We start from the raw sequence: 15,948 nt of genomic DNA, 5'->3' as shown, positions 1-15,948 counted from the left end.
GTAACATTTTATCATAACCCTACGGTTAACCATCATTTGTCTCTTTGAGGCAATCCATCGCAAATTGCAATGCCTGCCGTAATTTCGTCATCTGACCGTCGAGCAAATTTGCGCCGGATGGCATGATAGGCGGCGAATGGGGGATGATAAGGATATGGCGAAGCGAAACAAAAAGGAGTGGCCCTATGGACTGGCGCCCAGGGAAAAATTAACCTTGTTAGGCCCGTCGGCATTGTCGGATACGGAGCTGTTGGCCCTGTTTTTGCGAACCGGTCTGCCGGGTTCACATGTCATTCATCTTGCCGAGCAGTTAATGGCCCGGTTCGGCTCTTTGGATAAATTGATGTCGGCCGATTGTAAAACCCTGTGCGCCACAAAAGGCCTGGGACCGTCAAAATATACCCAGCTGCAGGCCATCAGGGAGATGGCGCAGCGGTATTACGGTTCGCACCTGATGCGCGAAGACGCCATGACCAGCCCGAATATTGCGCAGAATTACCTGCAGATCATGTTGGCGCACCGGGAGCGGGAAGTGTTCGTGGTATTGTTTTTAAATAATCAGCACCATCTTATAAAACACATGGAATTATTTCACGGCTCGGTGAACAGCGTCGAGGTGCATCCCCGCGAAATCCTTCGCGAGGCGCTTAAAGTCAATGCGGCGGCGATTATTTTGGCGCACAATCACCCTTCGGGTAGGGCCGAACCCAGCCGCGCCGATCGCGAAGTCACCGAACAGGTGGTGAAAGCAGGTCTTTTTCTGGATATCAGGGTGCTGGATCACCTGGTCATCGGGGCAGAAGAGTGCGTCTCTTTTGCCGAAAGAGGGTGGTTGTGAGCTTTATTCTTGCGATCCACCAGGATCTTTGCTTGCGCGGGACTTGAGCACTTGCGCTTCAAAGCGTATACTACGCCACCTTTGAGAATCTTGGGTGTAGCGTTGAGAGCCTATCTCAGCAGGTTCAAACCTGTTGTAAGTCTCTCCTCAGTGAATGTGCTGAGATGGGCTCTAAAGCCTGACGAGGCGGCTGACACCTTTTTTTGAGCTCGAGCTGATTGATTTTTGGAGAATAGACATGTCCCGAGTCTGCCAAGTTACTGGCAAGCGCCCGGTGAGCGGCAACAACCGCTCCCACGCAATGAATGCGACCAAACGCCGTTTTCTGCCTAACCTGCACTCTCACCGTTTTTGGGTTGAGAGCGAAAAACGCTTTGTTACGCTGCGTGTATCTGCTAAAGGTATGCGTGTAATCGACAAGAAGGGCATCGAAACGGTTCTGACCGATTTGCGTGCCCGCGGTGAAAAGTATTAAGGAAATGAATCATGGCTAAAGGTGTTCGCGAGAAGATCAAGCTGGTTTCTTCTGCTGGTACTGGTCACTACTATACCACCACGAAGAACAAGCGCACCAAACCGGAAAAATTGGAATTGAAAAAATTCGATCCGGTGGTACGCCAGCATGTGATTTACAAAGAAGCTAAAATCAAGTAATTTTAGTGAGTTGCATAAAAACCCGCCACGGCGGGTTTTTTTATTTGCTGGCGTTAACTGCTACACGGAGGCGAACATGCCTGAGTTGCCCGAGGTTGAAACCAGCCGCCGGGGCATTGAGCCCTGGGTAGCCGGCCATAGGATAGTCCGGGCGGAGGTGCGTAATGCGCGTCTGCGCTGGCCGGTTTCCAGCGAGATCATCGCTCTGCGCGACGCCCTGGTGGTAAGCGTCCGGCGGCGGGCGAAATACCTGCTGTTGGAGCTGGATCCGGGCTGGATCATCATCCATATGGGTATGTCGGGCAGCCTGCGCGTCCTGCAGCAGCCGCAGCCGCCGGAAAAGCACGATCATGTGGATCTCATCATGAGCAACGGCTGTATCATCCGCTATACCGACCCCAGGCGCTTCGGCGCGTGGTTATGGAGCGATGACCTTAAAACCAGCCGGGTGCTTTCCCAACTGGGTCCGGAACCCCTGAGCGACGAGTTCGACGGTCAATGGCTGTTCGATAAATCGCGCAATAAGCGTACGCAGGTTAAACCCTGGCTGATGGATAACAAACTGGTGGTGGGGGTGGGGAATATTTATGCCAGCGAGTCGCTGTTTGTATCGGGCATCCTGCCGGTGCGGCAGGCCGGTTCGTTAACTCTGGCCGAGGCGGAACTGCTGGCGCGTACCATCAAGGCGGTATTGCTGCGGTCCATCGAACAGGGCGGCACCACCTTGCGTGATTTTCTGCAATCGGACGGTAAGCCCGGCTATTTTGCACAGGAACTGCAAGTCTATGGCCGTGAAGGCGAGAGCTGCCGGGTATGCGGTACGCCTATCCAGACCGTCAGGCTCGGGCAGCGGAGCAGTTTTTTTTGCCCTCATTGCCAGCATTAAATCAGGGATGAAGCCGTAGTTTCACTTCTTTCGCGATGGCGGGGGGCAAGAAATGATCCACATCCCCGCCGTGCAGCGCCACTTCCTTGACCAGAGATGAAGAAATATACGACCATTCCTGGTCCGGCATCAGGAAAACGCTTTCCAGCTCCGGCATTAAATGCTGGTTCATTTTCGCCAGCTGCATTTCATATTCGAAATCCGAAATCGCCCGCAGCCCCCGCACCAGGATATTGGCGTGCTGCTGCCGGGCGAAATTGGCCATCAAATCGCTAAAACCCACCACCTCAACGTTGGTTAAATGCCGGGTAACGTCTTTTGCCAGCGCTACTCTTTCTTCCAGGGTAAACAGCGGCTTTTTACTGGGACTGAAGGCGATGGCCAATATGACTTCGTCGAACATTTTCGCGGCACGGGTCACCAAATCCAAATGCCCGTTGGTGAAGGGATCGAAGGTTCCGGGATAAATGGCCTTGGTTGTCATAATACGTCTCTCTCGGCACGGCGCAGCGCCCATAAAGCGGTATATTTGTTGAAAGTATACTGTGCGTTCACCACTGCCAGCAACCAACCCTGTTTTCCGTCCAGAAAGCCGGCCCGCAGCAGCCAGGTCTTGATAAAAGCCCCAAGGGTATGACCGATAATGGAAAGAAAACCGCAGGTTTTATGCTGACGGTGACGTTCCATTGCCCAGGCTTCAGCGTACTGCAGCTGCTTGCGCTGGAACGCTATCAGGTCGCGGCAGGTCAAATGCTGCAGATGCCCGTGCAGGGTAACGACCTTGGCCTGGCGGCTATCGAGGGATTCATGTACCGGACTGTCGTTATAACGGTAGGCTTCCCGGGCATACAGCCGCACCACCTTGTCCGGATACCAGCCGCTGTGCCGCATATAGCGTCCCAGGAACAGGTTCGAGCGGGCGCAGCTGTAAACCGTATCCGGAGACGGGCGGCGCAAGACCTCTTCAATGGACCGGCGCAGCTCGGGAGTGACCCGCTCATCGGCGTCGAGCATCAGGATATAATCCCCTACGGCGTGTTCCTGCGCCCGCTGGCGCTGTTTGCCGAATCCCGGCCAATCCGGTGCCGAAAAGACTTGCGCGCCGTACCGCTCGGCGATTTGACGGGTGAGATCGGTACTCGCGCTGTCCAGCACCACGATTTCATCCGCCCACCGCACCGATTCGAGGCACTCGGGCAGCAGCTCGGCTTCGTTGCGGGTGATGAGGACCACGGAAAGACGTTTTACCGTCGGCATCTACTGGCTCCGCTGTGGCAAATAAGGCTCCAGCAATTGTAGCAGCCGCTGCAGCGCGCCCTGGTTCTGGTGCAAAACCTCCACCGCGTGACGACCGTAATATAACCGGTAATCCTCATCGGTGAGCAAAGTTGAAATCTCTTTCACCAACGAAGGGACATCGGTCACGGTAATCAGACCGCCCGCTTCGGCCAGTTTGCTGCATATATCCCGGAAATTGAAGATATGGGGGCCCATGAGAACAGGGACAGCGTGGGCCGCGGCCTCCAGGGGATTATGACCGCCCCGTTCCACCAGGCTGCCGCCGACAAAGGCGATATCGGCAATGCCGTATAGCAGCATCAGTTCGCCCATGGTATCGCCGATCACCACCTGCGTACCCGGCGAAGGCACTTCACCGGAGCTGCGGGTGGTAAGGCTGAAACCGGCCCTTTGCGTCATCTCTTTCGCCACGGGGAACCGCTCGGGATGCCGTGGCACCAAGATCAGCAGTAGATTGGGAAAGTTTGCCAATAATTGACGATGAGCCTGCAACAGCAGGCTCTCTTCCCCTTCATGAGTGCTGGTGGCTATCCACACCGGACGATGGGGCGCCCATTGACGGCGCAGCGTCAATGCTCTGGCCGCCAGTTCGGGAGTGACCGAAATATCGAATTTCAAGCTGCCGGTTAGCGCCAATTGGTTACGCTTTAACCCTAAGGACAAAAAGCGCTCGCCGTCTTCCTCGTTTTGTGCGGCGATAAGCGTGATTTTACCCATAATGCCCGCGGTAAAACTGCCGAATTTTTTATAGCCGGCGGCGGAACGGGCGGATAAGCGCGCATTTGCCACCACCAAGGGAATTTTACGCTGATAAAGGGCTTTGATCAGGTTAGGCCATAACTCGGTTTCCATGACGATCACCAGTTTGGGATTGACCTGGTTGAGAAACCGGTTCATCGCCCCCGGCAGGTCATACGGCAGGTAAACGTGATCGACATCTTTGCCGAACGCGGACTGAACGCGTTCGGAGCCGGTGGGGGTCATGGTGGTGACGGTAATGGGTAAAAAAGGATAACGGTGGCGCAGGGCTCGCACCAGGGGAATTGCCGCTAATGTTTCACCCACCGAAACCGAATGCAGCATGATGCCGCCCGGTTTGACTTTGCCCTGACAAAACCCGTAGCGCTCCCCCCAACGCCGGCGATAGGCCGGCGCTTTTCGACTACGCCATAATAACCGGATCCATATAAAGGGCTGAAGAAAATAGATGATTACGTTATAGATCATTATAGTTAGCTATTGTAAGGCACGGCGACCGATGTGCTGAGTTAATTTTTAACCAAATAATTAGAATCGCATGGTAAGCGCATTCATGCTAACAGATAAGTGGCTATCCCTCATTGATATCCGGTGCTTTTAATCCTCAAGCAGTTGCCGGTAGAGCTCCGTCAGCTCACTGGACAACCGGGCGGGGGTGCACTCTTTAACCCGTTCGCGGGCGGCGAGACCCATGTCGGGACGCCGGTGCCGTAACGGTATGGCCGCCGCCAATTCTGTAAGCGTTTTCAGATCCAGGGCATCACAAACATACCCTTGGATGCCCGGTTCGATAAATTCGGCGCCGCCGCAAGTCTGGCTGGTAATCACCGGCAAGCCGCAAGCCATGGCCTCCAATATCACGTTGGGGAACGGATCATACAGTGTCGGCAGGATCAAACCGTCCGCCGCGTGATAAAAAGGTAACACGTCCTTTTGTATGCCGACGAAACGGATGCGTTGCCGGCATCCCAGGCTGTTGGCATAAGCGAGATATTTGGGCTGGTGTTTGTCCTGACCTACCACAACCAGATAACGATCGGTGGCGGCGATGGCGGCGATGGCCTGCCGCAATCCTTTGCGCTCAAAGCCGGACCCCACATAAATCAGCGCGCAGGCTTCATCAGGCAGGGAAAGCCTCTCACGGGCCAGTTGGCGCTGCTCCGAACTTGCAGGATAAAAGCTCGACGAATCAATGGCGTTATAGATCAGGGCGAATTTATCCGCCGGCACCTGATAACAGCGGATAATGTCGTTCATCACCATCGCGGAATTACAGATGATTTTTTTCAATGAAGAAGAATGAAACATCGCTTCTTCCGCTGCGAGCACATAACGATGATATCCGCTTATTGAGGTCAGCCATCGTTGCCATGGCGTATCGATGCGCGCCCGCTGCTCCAGCCATACCCGGTGAACGCCGTCGCCTGCGCGGAACACGTCGCAACCGGCGATACGTTCGTGGCTTTGTACCAAATCGAAATGTTCACGCTGCCAGCAGCGTTTCGCCGCTTCGGCAAAACCGCGTTCCCGCGAGACGCGTCCCCATTTGGCCGGATTGCAAATATGAACATGCCAGTTCGGGCGCGGCTCTCCCGACCATTGCCGGGTCAGGATATTCAATTCCAGCTCGTCGCTGTCCAGGGCTTCCAACGCCCGGGAAATAAAACGTTCGGCGCCGCCGTCGGGGCGATATTTTTGCCGGACTATAGCCAGCCGGATTTTTTTCATGACAAATATCCCCGTGCGGCCTGGAGGACGGCATCCACCGGGATGGCGCTTAAATAACGCTGTTGGGTTTTGGTGTCGATGTCATCCGGCGGCGGGAGTTCAGTAAAATCGCCGGCCCAGATAACGGTGCTGTTCTCACTCCAGGGCCGCCAGAACGTCAACTTGGTGGGACCGAACAGAGCGACGCAGGGCGTATTCAACGCCGCCGCCATGTGCATCGGCGCCGAATCGACCCCGATAAACAGCCTGGCGCCGTCGATAACCGACGCCAGCTGCGTTAAGGTTAGTTCTCCCGCCAGGGAGACGACCCGGGGATTATGGCAAAGGGACAGAATATGCCCGATCATGTCGAGCTCGTTTTTATCCGGCGCGGCGGTCAGTACGATGGGCAAATCCTGTTCCTGCAGCGCGTCTATCAGTTCCGCCACCTTTTCATCGTCCCAGCATTTATAGCTCCAGCGGGAAGTGGGCTGAATCACCAGGTAATCTCCGGTAATGCCCTTTGACGCCAGCAAGGTGTTGCGATGGGCCTCATCGGCGGGGGAATAATGCATCGAGGTGCGCCGGTCGGTCAAGGCGATGTCCAATGGCGCCAGAATGGTGAGATTTTGTTCAACGGTGTGAAGCCGGCCGTGATTAACGGTGGAAACCAGCCGGTTATGGGCCAGGCGCCATAAAAAAGATTGTCGCTTGGGATAATCGAAGCCGATACGCACCGCCGCGCCGCTGAGGTAGGTGATTATCGCGCTGCGCCACTGGTCGGCCAGGTTTACCACGATATCATAATGCCGCGATCGCAGGATTTTTATCAGCCCGGTCTCTTGCTGAATCTGATGCCTGACCCCCTGTTTTTTCCATGATCGATCAATGACATGGATATGGGTTAGCGCAGGATGATAACGGAGGATGGCCTCGGTTTCCTTGTATAACAATATGTCGATCTCAGCGGCGGGATACTGCCGATGCAGAGTGTTGATAACCGGTGTGGTCAGCAGCATATCGCCGTGATGGCGTAGCTTGATCAGGAGAATCCTTTTGACGGGAGTCGGTGATACGTCATGAGATATAGGCATGTTGTCTGACCAAAGAAAATCCAGCGTTGATTTTAGGTCAAGACAGGGCGGGAGAGAAGCGGATTATCTTGGCTTGCGCCAGGCATATATTCTTCTCAGCCACAGTAATAGCTGATACCACTGCTTTATGCCGCGTGCATTGCGAATCATGCGTTTATGTGTGCCGCTGGCGAAAATATCATTAAGTATAAGCTGCCTGGCCACAGGATCCGGTTCGCGACGCACCGCATGGCAAACGGATAATGCCTCATGAGTCACCTGCAAAGGAAATTCACGATACATTTTCACTTTGCCACGATACCGGTGGTTGATATCCTCCAGCAATTCGGCAATGCGGATGTAATGGCGCTGGTATTCGACATTTTTCATGCCGGTTCTTTTCTGATTACTGATGGATTGGTCGTGAATATAATAACGATAAAACACTTCCTGCGTGTACCTTACCCGACCGGCGTTAAGCATTAATTCCGTGGTCCAGGGAATATCCTGGTGATGCAAGCCCGGCACAAACTGCAGGTTAAGCTGTTTTATCAATGACAGCCGATAAATACCCAGCCAGACCACATGCAAATAGCGTCTGGTGCCTAAGGCCTTATGCAGCCAGGTCGGCCCGTCGAGTACGTCGGTGGAGGTTAGCCGGTCGAGAGGAATCAGGGTTTTTATTTCTTTCGAACCCATAAAATACCGCTCGCCATTGCATTGGGCTACATCAAGGTCGTCCCGCTGCGCCATATCCACCAGCGTTCGGTACATATCGGGATAAAGCCGGTCGTCCGCATCGGGAAACGTCACATATTCGCCGCTGGCAATGGCCATACCGGCGTTACGCGCCCTAGAAACACCGCCATTGGGCTGATCGATAACAATAATGTTTTCGTAACGCTCGGCATATAACCTTGCAAGAGCGTCGGACCCATCGGTCGAACCATCATTAACGATGATTATTTCTAAATCTTTAAGCGTTTGGGCCACCAATGACCGCATAAAGTCTTCAAACATCGAACCGGCATTATACAACGGAACGATAACGCTGAGTTTACGTAGCGGCTTATGGTTATCTAACATTTTGCAATCAACGCCAGCTGTCCAATTAGGAAACTGTTAAATTCATACTGAATAATAACATAAGCTGATGTGTTGAGATCGCTGAAACCCGCCGCGCTCTGCTGTTGCTAGCTCAATTAACCTATTAACTCCTGGCTAATGCAGCATATTTTCGGCAAATAGCGGCGATACCGTAGGGTTCCAGCTGGTGGAGATTTATAAGGGGAGGATTATTATAAATTGTAAGAATTTTTTCGGCCAGAGAGTCATCGTTCAATTCCGCCAGGCCGCGGGCCAAATCGCCAGTTAATATTTCGGCGGGCCCGCCGGGACAGCGGGTACTGACCACCGGCGTCTGGCAAATCAGCGCTTCCACCAAGACATTACCGAACCCTTCGCTGTCGGAACAGAGAATGAGCATGCGGGCATGCTTGATATAAGGATAGGGATTCGCGGTAAAACCTTTGAATATGACGCGATCGGCAATATTCAGTTCATTGGCCAAGGTTTTCAGCGCGCTGAGCTCCCGGTCACTGCCCTGGCCCATAATGACCAGCGGCGCTTGGATACCGGTAAGGGCATAGCTCCTGAGCAACCGGTCATGGCGTTTGTGGGGATGTAATCGGCCCACATGAATAAGATAATCCTGTCCCGCCATATCGCAGGGTTCGGATGCCAGCCGGCGGATGTCGTCTATATCGAACGGATTATAGATGACCGCCGATTCAGCGGGAGTCACGGCAAATGTGCCGGTCATATCTTCCAGCACCGCGCGGGAGACGGCGGTAATATTGCGATGCCGGTACACCCGGCCGATTTTGTAGCGTTTCAAGGCGCGCGATAGCCCTTTGCGATGGCCAAGATAGGAAGGGGAAAACATGCCGTGGAGGCAAAACCAGACTTTTTTCGGATCAAGGGCGCGGCTGCGGGCGACGATGCGGTCGGTTTTATGCAGATGGGATATCACCAAATCGAATTTACCCTCCCGCCGCTCGGCCTCGATAATAGCCGAATCCAGTTTTTTCGCCCGACGGGAAAGTTCGGTAAGCTTGCGCCAGGGAGTTCGGCAATCATCGACAATAACCCGGTAATCGATCTCCTCAGGCAGCGTATAGTCGCAAACGGAGCGTAATGAAAACAGCGAAACGCGGTGACCGGCGGCCATTAATCCTTGCGACAGGGTCAATAGTACTTTCTCCGCGCCGCCGCCCGGCAATCCGTCGATGATCATCAATACCCGCATGCGCTGTTATCCTTTGCCCTGCCTGAGTCATTAAGGTGCGATCCTACCCTAAGATAACGATAAAATCCTGCGGACATTGACCGTCTATTGCCTTTTGCGATAGACATCTTGCCAATGCGTTTGTTCTAATGTCCAATCGGAGCATTATCTACGGCGTTTGCCCTCAGGGGCTCGGCAGCGTAACATACCGGACTCTGATTTCCAGGGATTTTTCACATGAATCAACCCGCATTTATTATTACAATTGATACGGAAGGCGATAATCTTTGGCGTAATCATGGGCAGATTCTGACGGAAAATGCGCTTTTTTTGCCCCGGTTCCAGTCGCTGTGCGAAAAATTCGGTTTCAAGCCTGTTTATCTCACCAACTATGAAATGGCGGTGGATAGCGCATATGTCGAGTTTGCGAAAGATGTCATCGCCCGGGCCCAAGGCGAAGTGGGCATGCATCTGCATGCCTGGAACAGCCCGCCGCTGTTTGATTTAACCGGCGACGACGGTAGGCACAAGCCGTATCTGATCGATTATCCCGATGAAATCATTGCCGCTAAGGTGAAGTTCCAGACGCAATTGCTGGAAGAGACCTTCCAGACCAAAATGCTCAGCCATCGCGCCGGGCGTTGGGCGTTGAACGAGCTTTATGTAAAAATATTGATTGAACACGGCTATCGCGTCGACTGTTCCGTCACGCCTCGGGTGGACTGGCGCCGTTCTCCCGGCGCGCCTCAAGGCCAGGGCGGTACCAACTATATCGGCTTCCCCGATCAAGCCTATTTCATCAACCCGGAAAATATTGCCGCCGCAGGTGATTCCCCGTTGCTGGAAGTCCCCATGAGCACCCGCTACAAGCACCCGGCATGGGTCAACTCCGTCAAGAGCCTCTATGACAGTCTCAGGGGTAAAAGCCGGACGCCGTCGGTGCACTGGCTGCGCCCTCATGGCGGCAATGTGGCGAATATGCAATGGGTGGTTGATACCATGCTGGCCCGGGGAAGCGACTATGTTGAATTCATGCTCCATTCATCGGAACTGATGCCCGGCGGCAGCCCCACCTTTGCCGATGAGGCCGCCATTGAGCGGTTATATGCGGATCTTGAGCAGTTGTTTGAGTGGTTAAGCGGACGTGTCGTCGGCATGACACTGGCAGAATATTATCAAAAAAAGACATGAGCCGTGAGAAATGAAGAAAAAGAAAATTTTCCTGATTTATATTTTTCTCAAAATTTATAATAAAATTTTCGGGCATTTAAAAAATACCGCAACGTTAAGCGCAGCTTCTGAATTCGACAGCATTGTTATCATGTCCACGACGGCATTAGGGGACCTTCTATTTAATACGCCGGCCATTCATGCGTTACGCAAACGCTATCCTGCAGCCCATGTGACGTTGGTTTCGAGCAACAAGAACAGCGCTATGGTGGAGGGCAGCACTTATTTCAATAAAATCATCTATTGGGATAATAAAATAAAGCACGCATATGGAGTCATAAAAAAATTACGGCAATCCAAGCCACAGCTTACGGTAATACTCCATTCGCATATGCCCTATGATGTTCTTATCGCCGTGATGGCAGGCAGCCATTACATCATGCGTGATAATTATGCGACGGATTCGCAATTGCTTAATCCCTTATTGGCGGCCTCGTCGGGACGATTCAATGGCCATATCATCCTACGTAAATTAAAGCTGCTGAATGTCCTGGGATGCGATACCGACGATATCAGGATGCATATACCGGTGGCTTTTGAGCATATTGAAAAGGTTCCCCATCAAATCAATATAGGTTTCCAGATGGGGGCTTCGGAAACCATCCGGCAATGGCCGGTTTACCGCTTTGCTGAACTGACCCGGGCAATTCTGGCCCTGAATTCGGCGGCAGTTCAATACCGGATCATACTGATAGGCAGCGCCAGGGAAAATCATCTGGCGGATGCCTACCTAGAGTCGCTGAATGCCGAAGAGCGTGAATATATCGTCTCGCTGGTAGGAAAAACCAATCTGAAGCAGCTGCTGTCAAACATTGCCAATCTGGATGTATTGGTAACAGGCGATACCGGGCCATTGCATATCGCGGTTGCGCTGAACGTTAAAACCATCAGCCTGTTTGCAACGGCGAATCCCCATCATACCGGGCCATTGCAGTCGCTGGATTTGCACAAGATTATTTATGTAAAAGACCGTTTGGATGCAGGTGCGTCGTCGCCAAAGGATTTCCCGTTGGCTATTATTTCCGCCGATGAGGTTTTCGGCGAAATCAAAAAAATGGGCCTACACCCTGAACCGCTTATGTCACCGAAAGCGTAAGCGGGTATCAGACACTCAGCGTGGTTTGTTTGCCGGGCGGGCTTAATATCACCGCCAGGGGGAACCAGAACAAATACCATGTTACCCCGGGATTGCTGATGATAAACATGCCTTGCGTGGCAAAGAAAAAAATCATGAATAAAAAAAGCGCCGCTTCAAAACCCTGCCGATCAGCCAGATGTTTTTTGGCCATGTACAGGCCATAGGACAGAACTCCCCCCAGCAAAAAAAGTCCGGCGATACCACCCTTCAGCAGTGTTGAGAGGTAAAGGCTGTGTGTAGTCTTGACCGGCGCATTGAGACTATTTACAAAATGCAATTCTTTGTTAAAGCCCCAACCGAAAAAGGGATGTATTTGTACCATATCCAGGGTATGCGCCCAAATGCCGACGCGAATGAAGCTTTGCTGATACGCGGTCTCAAAACGGTTGAATAAAATATATTCAAAATTCATCATTACTATAAATGATGCGAGCATAATGATGAAAATTAGAAAAATGACTATATGCTGCTTTCTAATGGCCGGTTTCATTAACAGCAGTGGTAACAGTGAAACCACAAACGAAAGCAGTGGTCCTCGGCTTTGTGTCAAAATTACGCCGATAAATAAAAAGGGAATAGGCAGATAAAACCACTTATTGTTAGTATCTCTGATAATTATCAGGCATAAAAAAATCCCAATACAAAAATATCCCGCCAGGTCAATAACGTTTGATGGCGCGGCAAAAAAAGAAACCATCAATCTATTGGTAAGAATGGATTTCTTATCGACACAATAAAAAGTCAAGATCAGCAGAATCATTATCCCTGCCAGCGCGAAAAGCAATATTCCTGTTTTTTTTCCATTGAGGCAGGCTTGCCGGTAAATGAATAAAAAACCCAGCAGATAGAGAGAATGAGTTATGGCTGAAATAAAATCACGAGGATTATCAGACCAAAAGGTACTCAGGCAGAAGTACATCAGGAAAACGGCCGTAATGGTGAGGCCCCTTCTGAAAGCAGTATCTTCAAGAAAGAGTCTAATTAATTTTTTATTGTCAGTGAAAAGAGTTATCCCCAGCAAGATAAGAGACAAATGATATATATTGTTAACTTTGGTATAGCCGCAAAATATAGCGCTAAGCAATAAAAAAAGTTGGTAGAAAAAAATATAATTCTTTTCAGAAAATTGTTTAATTCTAATGGACGTCATAAAAATCGACCTTTTCAAATATATCATTACCCAATGCACTATGTTTGGAAAGATTTTTGACGGTAACGCCTTTTTTCTTCAACACAATGCTGGCATGCCTAAAGGCAGGTTCAATCAAACTTGCAAATTTTTCATCAAGAAAACAGGGCAATTTATTCGTTTCATTTTCATAAAAACGCGGCTGAGTAAAATTATTCATGTCCAGGCCGGCAATGTAAACCGTCTGAAAACCCATGAATGCCGCGATTTGCAATGCCCAATAAACAACGGTACCGGCATCGAAAATTCCGCTGCGGATGTCATTACTAAAAGCGATATGCTTATGCCCAGGGCAAATAGACACGTCTTTGGCATTGCGATAAGTGTCTAAAATCTGCACCGGTATCACTTTGCGTTCATAAATTTTGTAGCAAGCATCTTCAATGATGACCACTTTGCATTGTATTTTTAACGTGGTAAACGCGTTAATGATTTTAACGACGCCGTGCAAGGTGGTAAACAGTGTGATAGCCGGATCGGATATCACTCCTTGTACCATCTCGATTTTTTTATCGATAAAAGTCATATCAACGATGACATAAAATTGAAAATTTATCTTATCCCGCAGAGCATAAGCGCCGTTGACACCCATTACCGGCATTGCGGGGAAACGGGAAAAATCCATATCGTTGATGGAAGGTCCGGTGGCGGTGATAAGAATGTTCCCGGTATGCCTTTGCTGCAATGATGAGATTTTCTGTATCTTCACCGATTCACCACGATAGCGCAATGACGTTATCTCTCCGCTGGGCGCACGGGCAATTTTCACGTAAGGCCATAGATTCTCGTTGTGCCTATAGGCCCGTGGCCGGGTGTATCGATAGATTTGCTTAAAAAATGTACTCATTGTTCACTCAATATTGTCAAGCACTTCTGCAATATTAGCGGGTTTAATGTCTTTCATATAATGGCTTCCGGCGGGCGCTGTCACAAAAATCTGGTTTTTACCGTAACTGCCAATCAATTTGGGATCGGTAGGGCCATATAATACGATATTCGGCCGATCGAGCGCAGCGGCCAAATGACTCAAGCCGGTGTCTACCGACACTACCGCTTTAGCGCCGGCCAGTACCTGCGCGACGTCACTGAGTGTAAGTCTTGGAAGCACCTCAACAAAAGGGAAATCATCTGAAAGTCGAAGCGCTCGCTTATATTCCGGCTCCGAACCCCAAGGCAATTTGATGGTAAGGCCGCGAGCCGCCATTAATCCTATCAATTCGCGCCAGTGCGATTCCGGCCAATGTTTTTCCGCCCGTGTCGTGGCATGTAAAAATACCAGATACGGTTCGACGGCCGACTTGCTTGTCAGAGAGCTGAAATGCCCCGCGATGGCATAATCGCCTTTACCCGCCGGAACGTCATAACCCAGGCTGAGGGCGAAGAGCTGGCGGATGCGTTCCACTGCGTGCTGGCTGCGTGCAACGGCATGGCGTTGGTTATAGAACCAGCTGGCAAAAGGTTCGCGCGCGCTCTTACAGTCCAGGCCGTGCTTTTCTCCCCGGGCGACGCGGGTGACCAGGGCCGCGCTCTTGATAAGTCCCTGGGCGTCAATCACCCGGTCATACTGCTGGCGTCGCAAGTGTTTTTTGAAGTCGCAGCGCTCCTGGCGGGCAACGCTGCCGAACCAGTTTTTACGCCAGCGCCTGATGGCCACCGGGATCACCTGTTCCACCGCCGGATGCCATGAAGGGATTTGCGCAAAACCTTCTTCCACCACCCAGTCGAAACGAATGCCGGGTATGGCATGCATAGCGTCGGTCAAGGCGGGCAGGGTATGCAGGATATCTCCCATGGAAGAGGTTTTGACGATAAGCACCCGCATCAGTTTTCCTTACCGGCTGCAGCAAGGGTATCCAGTTCGGCCATAACCTGTTCAGGCTGGATATCGATAAGACTCTGATGATAACCCTGATCGCCGTCGCCTTTACGCACTCGCTGATAGCCGGTAATCAGCCGTATTACCCTGGCCTGGTGGGATAGCGGCGGGGTAAAATCGGGACTGCTGGGGCCATAAAGCGCCACCAGCGGCCGCCCCAGCGCGGCGGCTACATGCATCAGCCCTGAATCATTGCTCACCACGGCCCGGCAGGCGGCTATCAGGATGACGGCCTGCTCCAGGGCAGTGGCGCCGGCCAGATTACGGCAATAAGGCCGTTCGTTTGCCGGCAGCAGGGCGATTATTTCGTCCCCCGCCTGGCGGTCTTTCGCCGAACCGAAAAGAACGATTTGATCACCGCCGTCTATCAGCGATTTCGCCAAGGTTGCATAATGGTAATGGGGCCAGCGTTTGGCGGGCCCGAACTCCGCTCCGGGACAAAAACCCACCAGGGCACGGCCGTTATCGAGCCCGAATTCACTGACGGCGGTGGTTGATTCATTCTCATCGACCCGCAGGCGCGGCCAAGGCAAAGGGTTCGGCAACGCTTTCGCCGAACGGACGGTAGGGGGATAAGCCAAGGCGACATAGCGCTGAACCATCAGGGGGAACGCGGTTTTATCCAATACCCGCAGATCGTTGAGCAGTCCGTAGCGCATTTCGCCGCGCCACCCGGTACGTATCGGGATGCCGGCAAAAAAAGGCACCAGGGCGGACTTGAACGAGTTGGGCAGAATCAGCGCCCGATCGTAGCGTTCATCCCTCAACTCCCGGCCGAGCCGGCGGCGTTCACCCAGCTGCAGCGTCCCATGGCCAAGGGGCATGGGCAGCGCCCGGCGCACCTCCGGCATCCGGTTTAACAGCGGACGGCACCAGGCCGGCGCCATCACGTCTATTTCCGCAGCGGGATGAAGATCCTTTATGCTGCGATACAAACTTTGCGACATCATCATGTCGCCCACCCAGGATGGCCCGATAACCAGTATTTTCATGCCGCCGCTATCTTCCCTTG

17 protein-coding genes are annotated in these 15,948 nt (G+C 52.1%); 6 read left to right on the top strand and 11 right to left on the bottom strand.

The annotated features are described in order from the left end of the window. Positions 1-154 precede the first annotated feature (154 nt). From radC to mutM, 4 genes are all read left to right on the top strand, one after another. Complete coding sequence (radC, locus tag ACL2XJ_RS07175) at positions 155-838, top strand: RadC family protein (protein ID WP_413726077.1); 684 nt, start codon at positions 155-157, stop codon at positions 836-838. A gap of 238 nt (positions 839-1,076) precedes the next feature. Further along, entirely contained in the window at positions 1,077-1,313 is a 237-nt protein-coding gene (gene rpmB, locus ACL2XJ_RS07170; protein WP_132924257.1) for a 50S ribosomal protein L28, read from the top strand. An 11-nt stretch (positions 1,314-1,324) separates the two neighbouring features. Beyond that, positions 1,325-1,492: a 50S ribosomal protein L33 gene (gene rpmG, locus ACL2XJ_RS07165; protein WP_026738454.1), complete on the top strand. Its 168-nt coding sequence runs from the start codon at positions 1,325-1,327 to the stop codon at positions 1,490-1,492. A 76-nt stretch (positions 1,493-1,568) separates the two neighbouring features. Further along, positions 1,569-2,378, top strand: a complete 810-nt coding sequence (gene mutM / locus ACL2XJ_RS07160) for a bifunctional DNA-formamidopyrimidine glycosylase/DNA-(apurinic or apyrimidinic site) lyase (RefSeq protein WP_413726076.1) — start codon at positions 1,569-1,571, stop codon at positions 2,376-2,378. A 1-nt stretch (position 2,379) separates the two neighbouring features. Here the strand turns inward: mutM and coaD are convergent, their stop codons facing one another. The 7 genes from coaD to ACL2XJ_RS07125 form a co-directional block, all read right to left on the bottom strand. Beyond that, entirely contained in the window at positions 2,380-2,862 is a 483-nt protein-coding gene (coaD, locus tag ACL2XJ_RS07155; RefSeq protein WP_132924260.1) for a pantetheine-phosphate adenylyltransferase, read from the bottom strand. After that, positions 2,859-3,635 (bottom strand): glycosyltransferase family 2 protein, encoded by a 777-nt coding sequence (locus tag ACL2XJ_RS07150; RefSeq protein ID WP_132924262.1) that lies wholly within the window; start codon positions 3,633-3,635, stop codon positions 2,859-2,861. The genes coaD and ACL2XJ_RS07150 overlap by 4 nt, the downstream gene beginning before the upstream one ends. Next, positions 3,636-4,904: a lipid IV(A) 3-deoxy-D-manno-octulosonic acid transferase gene (gene waaA / locus ACL2XJ_RS07145; protein ID WP_132924264.1), complete on the bottom strand. Its 1,269-nt coding sequence runs from the start codon at positions 4,902-4,904 to the stop codon at positions 3,636-3,638. Positions 4,905-5,033: 129 nt separating this feature from the next. After that, on the bottom strand, positions 5,034-6,164 hold the full coding sequence (locus ACL2XJ_RS07140) for a glycosyltransferase family 4 protein (RefSeq protein ID WP_413726075.1): 1,131 nt from the start codon (positions 6,162-6,164) through the stop codon (positions 5,034-5,036). Then, positions 6,161-7,237 (bottom strand): putative lipopolysaccharide heptosyltransferase III, encoded by a 1,077-nt coding sequence (gene rfaQ / locus ACL2XJ_RS07135; protein ID WP_132924268.1) that lies wholly within the window; start codon positions 7,235-7,237, stop codon positions 6,161-6,163. The genes ACL2XJ_RS07140 and rfaQ overlap by 4 nt, the downstream gene beginning before the upstream one ends. A 63-nt stretch (positions 7,238-7,300) precedes the next feature. After that, entirely contained in the window at positions 7,301-8,302 is a 1,002-nt protein-coding gene (locus tag ACL2XJ_RS07130; RefSeq protein WP_132924270.1) for a glycosyltransferase, read from the bottom strand. A 124-nt stretch (positions 8,303-8,426) separates the two neighbouring features. Continuing rightward, the gene (locus ACL2XJ_RS07125) at positions 8,427-9,524 is read right to left on the bottom strand and encodes a glycosyltransferase (protein WP_413726074.1); all 1,098 of its coding nucleotides are present in this window, start codon (positions 9,522-9,524) and stop codon (positions 8,427-8,429) included. Between the two features lie 216 nt (positions 9,525-9,740). Here ACL2XJ_RS07125 and ACL2XJ_RS07120 point away from each other — a divergent pair, with 216 nt between their 5' ends. Then, the gene (locus tag ACL2XJ_RS07120) at positions 9,741-10,694 is read left to right on the top strand and encodes a polysaccharide deacetylase family protein (protein WP_413726073.1); all 954 of its coding nucleotides are present in this window, start codon (positions 9,741-9,743) and stop codon (positions 10,692-10,694) included. A gap of 418 nt (positions 10,695-11,112) precedes the next feature. Next, a complete protein-coding gene (locus tag ACL2XJ_RS07115; RefSeq protein WP_413726072.1) occupies positions 11,113-11,829 on the top strand; it encodes a glycosyltransferase family 9 protein in 717 nt (238 codons plus the stop codon). Positions 11,830-11,836: 7 nt separating this feature from the next. Here the strand turns inward: ACL2XJ_RS07115 and ACL2XJ_RS07110 are convergent, their stop codons facing one another. Genes ACL2XJ_RS07110 through rfaF form a run of 4 tightly spaced genes read right to left on the bottom strand, consistent with a single transcriptional unit; the run spans position 11,837 to position 15,928 of the window. Then, entirely contained in the window at positions 11,837-13,021 is a 1,185-nt protein-coding gene (locus ACL2XJ_RS07110) for an O-antigen ligase family protein (RefSeq protein ID WP_413726071.1), read from the bottom strand. Further along, the gene (locus ACL2XJ_RS07105) at positions 13,008-13,907 is read right to left on the bottom strand and encodes a sugar glycosyltransferase (protein ID WP_413726070.1); all 900 of its coding nucleotides are present in this window, start codon (positions 13,905-13,907) and stop codon (positions 13,008-13,010) included. Before ACL2XJ_RS07105 ends, ACL2XJ_RS07110 begins: the two co-directional genes overlap by 14 nt. 3 nt (positions 13,908-13,910) lie before the next feature. Continuing rightward, positions 13,911-14,882 carry a lipopolysaccharide heptosyltransferase RfaC gene (rfaC, locus tag ACL2XJ_RS07100; protein ID WP_203524117.1) on the bottom strand — a complete coding sequence of 324 codons (972 nt, stop codon included), beginning with the start codon at positions 14,880-14,882 and terminating at the stop codon, positions 13,911-13,913. Next, positions 14,882-15,928, bottom strand: coding sequence for an ADP-heptose--LPS heptosyltransferase RfaF (gene rfaF, locus ACL2XJ_RS07095; RefSeq protein ID WP_413726069.1), 1,047 nt, complete (start codon positions 15,926-15,928; stop codon positions 14,882-14,884). Before rfaF ends, rfaC begins: the two co-directional genes overlap by 1 nt. Positions 15,929-15,948: the final 20 nt, after the last annotated feature.

Origin of the sequence: Sodalis sp. RH16, assembly GCF_047324245.1 — a bacterium.
GTDB lineage: Bacteria > Pseudomonadota > Gammaproteobacteria > Enterobacterales > Enterobacteriaceae > Acerihabitans > Acerihabitans ligni.
This window is presented reverse-complemented; position numbering and strand designations above follow the sequence as displayed.

Excerpts from the sequence above, each read along its gene's own strand:
- rfaQ (WP_132924268.1), bottom strand. The coding sequence starts at position 7,237 with ATGCCTATATCTCATGACGTATCACCGACTCCCGTCAAAAGGATTCTC.
- radC (WP_413726077.1), top strand. The coding sequence starts at position 155 with ATGGCGAAGCGAAACAAAAAGGAGTGGCCCTATGGACTGGCGCCCAGG.
- ACL2XJ_RS07110 (WP_413726071.1), bottom strand. The coding sequence starts at position 13,021 with ATGACGTCCATTAGAATTAAACAATTTTCTGAAAAGAATTATATTTTT.
- ACL2XJ_RS07150 (WP_132924262.1), bottom strand. The coding sequence starts at position 3,635 with ATGCCGACGGTAAAACGTCTTTCCGTGGTCCTCATCACCCGCAACGAA.
- rpmB (WP_132924257.1), top strand. The coding sequence starts at position 1,077 with ATGTCCCGAGTCTGCCAAGTTACTGGCAAGCGCCCGGTGAGCGGCAAC.
- coaD (WP_132924260.1), bottom strand. The coding sequence starts at position 2,862 with ATGACAACCAAGGCCATTTATCCCGGAACCTTCGATCCCTTCACCAAC.
- rfaC (WP_203524117.1), bottom strand. The coding sequence starts at position 14,882 with ATGCGGGTGCTTATCGTCAAAACCTCTTCCATGGGAGATATCCTGCAT.
- rpmG (WP_026738454.1), top strand. The coding sequence starts at position 1,325 with ATGGCTAAAGGTGTTCGCGAGAAGATCAAGCTGGTTTCTTCTGCTGGT.
- ACL2XJ_RS07120 (WP_413726073.1), top strand. The coding sequence starts at position 9,741 with ATGAATCAACCCGCATTTATTATTACAATTGATACGGAAGGCGATAAT.
- ACL2XJ_RS07140 (WP_413726075.1), bottom strand. The coding sequence starts at position 6,164 with ATGAAAAAAATCCGGCTGGCTATAGTCCGGCAAAAATATCGCCCCGAC.
- waaA (WP_132924264.1), bottom strand. The coding sequence starts at position 4,904 with ATGATCTATAACGTAATCATCTATTTTCTTCAGCCCTTTATATGGATC.
- rfaF (WP_413726069.1), bottom strand. The coding sequence starts at position 15,928 with ATGAAAATACTGGTTATCGGGCCATCCTGGGTGGGCGACATGATGATG.
- ACL2XJ_RS07130 (WP_132924270.1), bottom strand. The coding sequence starts at position 8,302 with ATGTTAGATAACCATAAGCCGCTACGTAAACTCAGCGTTATCGTTCCG.
- ACL2XJ_RS07105 (WP_413726070.1), bottom strand. The coding sequence starts at position 13,907 with ATGAGTACATTTTTTAAGCAAATCTATCGATACACCCGGCCACGGGCC.
- ACL2XJ_RS07115 (WP_413726072.1), top strand. The coding sequence starts at position 11,113 with ATGCGTGATAATTATGCGACGGATTCGCAATTGCTTAATCCCTTATTG.
- ACL2XJ_RS07125 (WP_413726074.1), bottom strand. The coding sequence starts at position 9,524 with ATGCGGGTATTGATGATCATCGACGGATTGCCGGGCGGCGGCGCGGAG.
- mutM (WP_413726076.1), top strand. The coding sequence starts at position 1,569 with ATGCCTGAGTTGCCCGAGGTTGAAACCAGCCGCCGGGGCATTGAGCCC.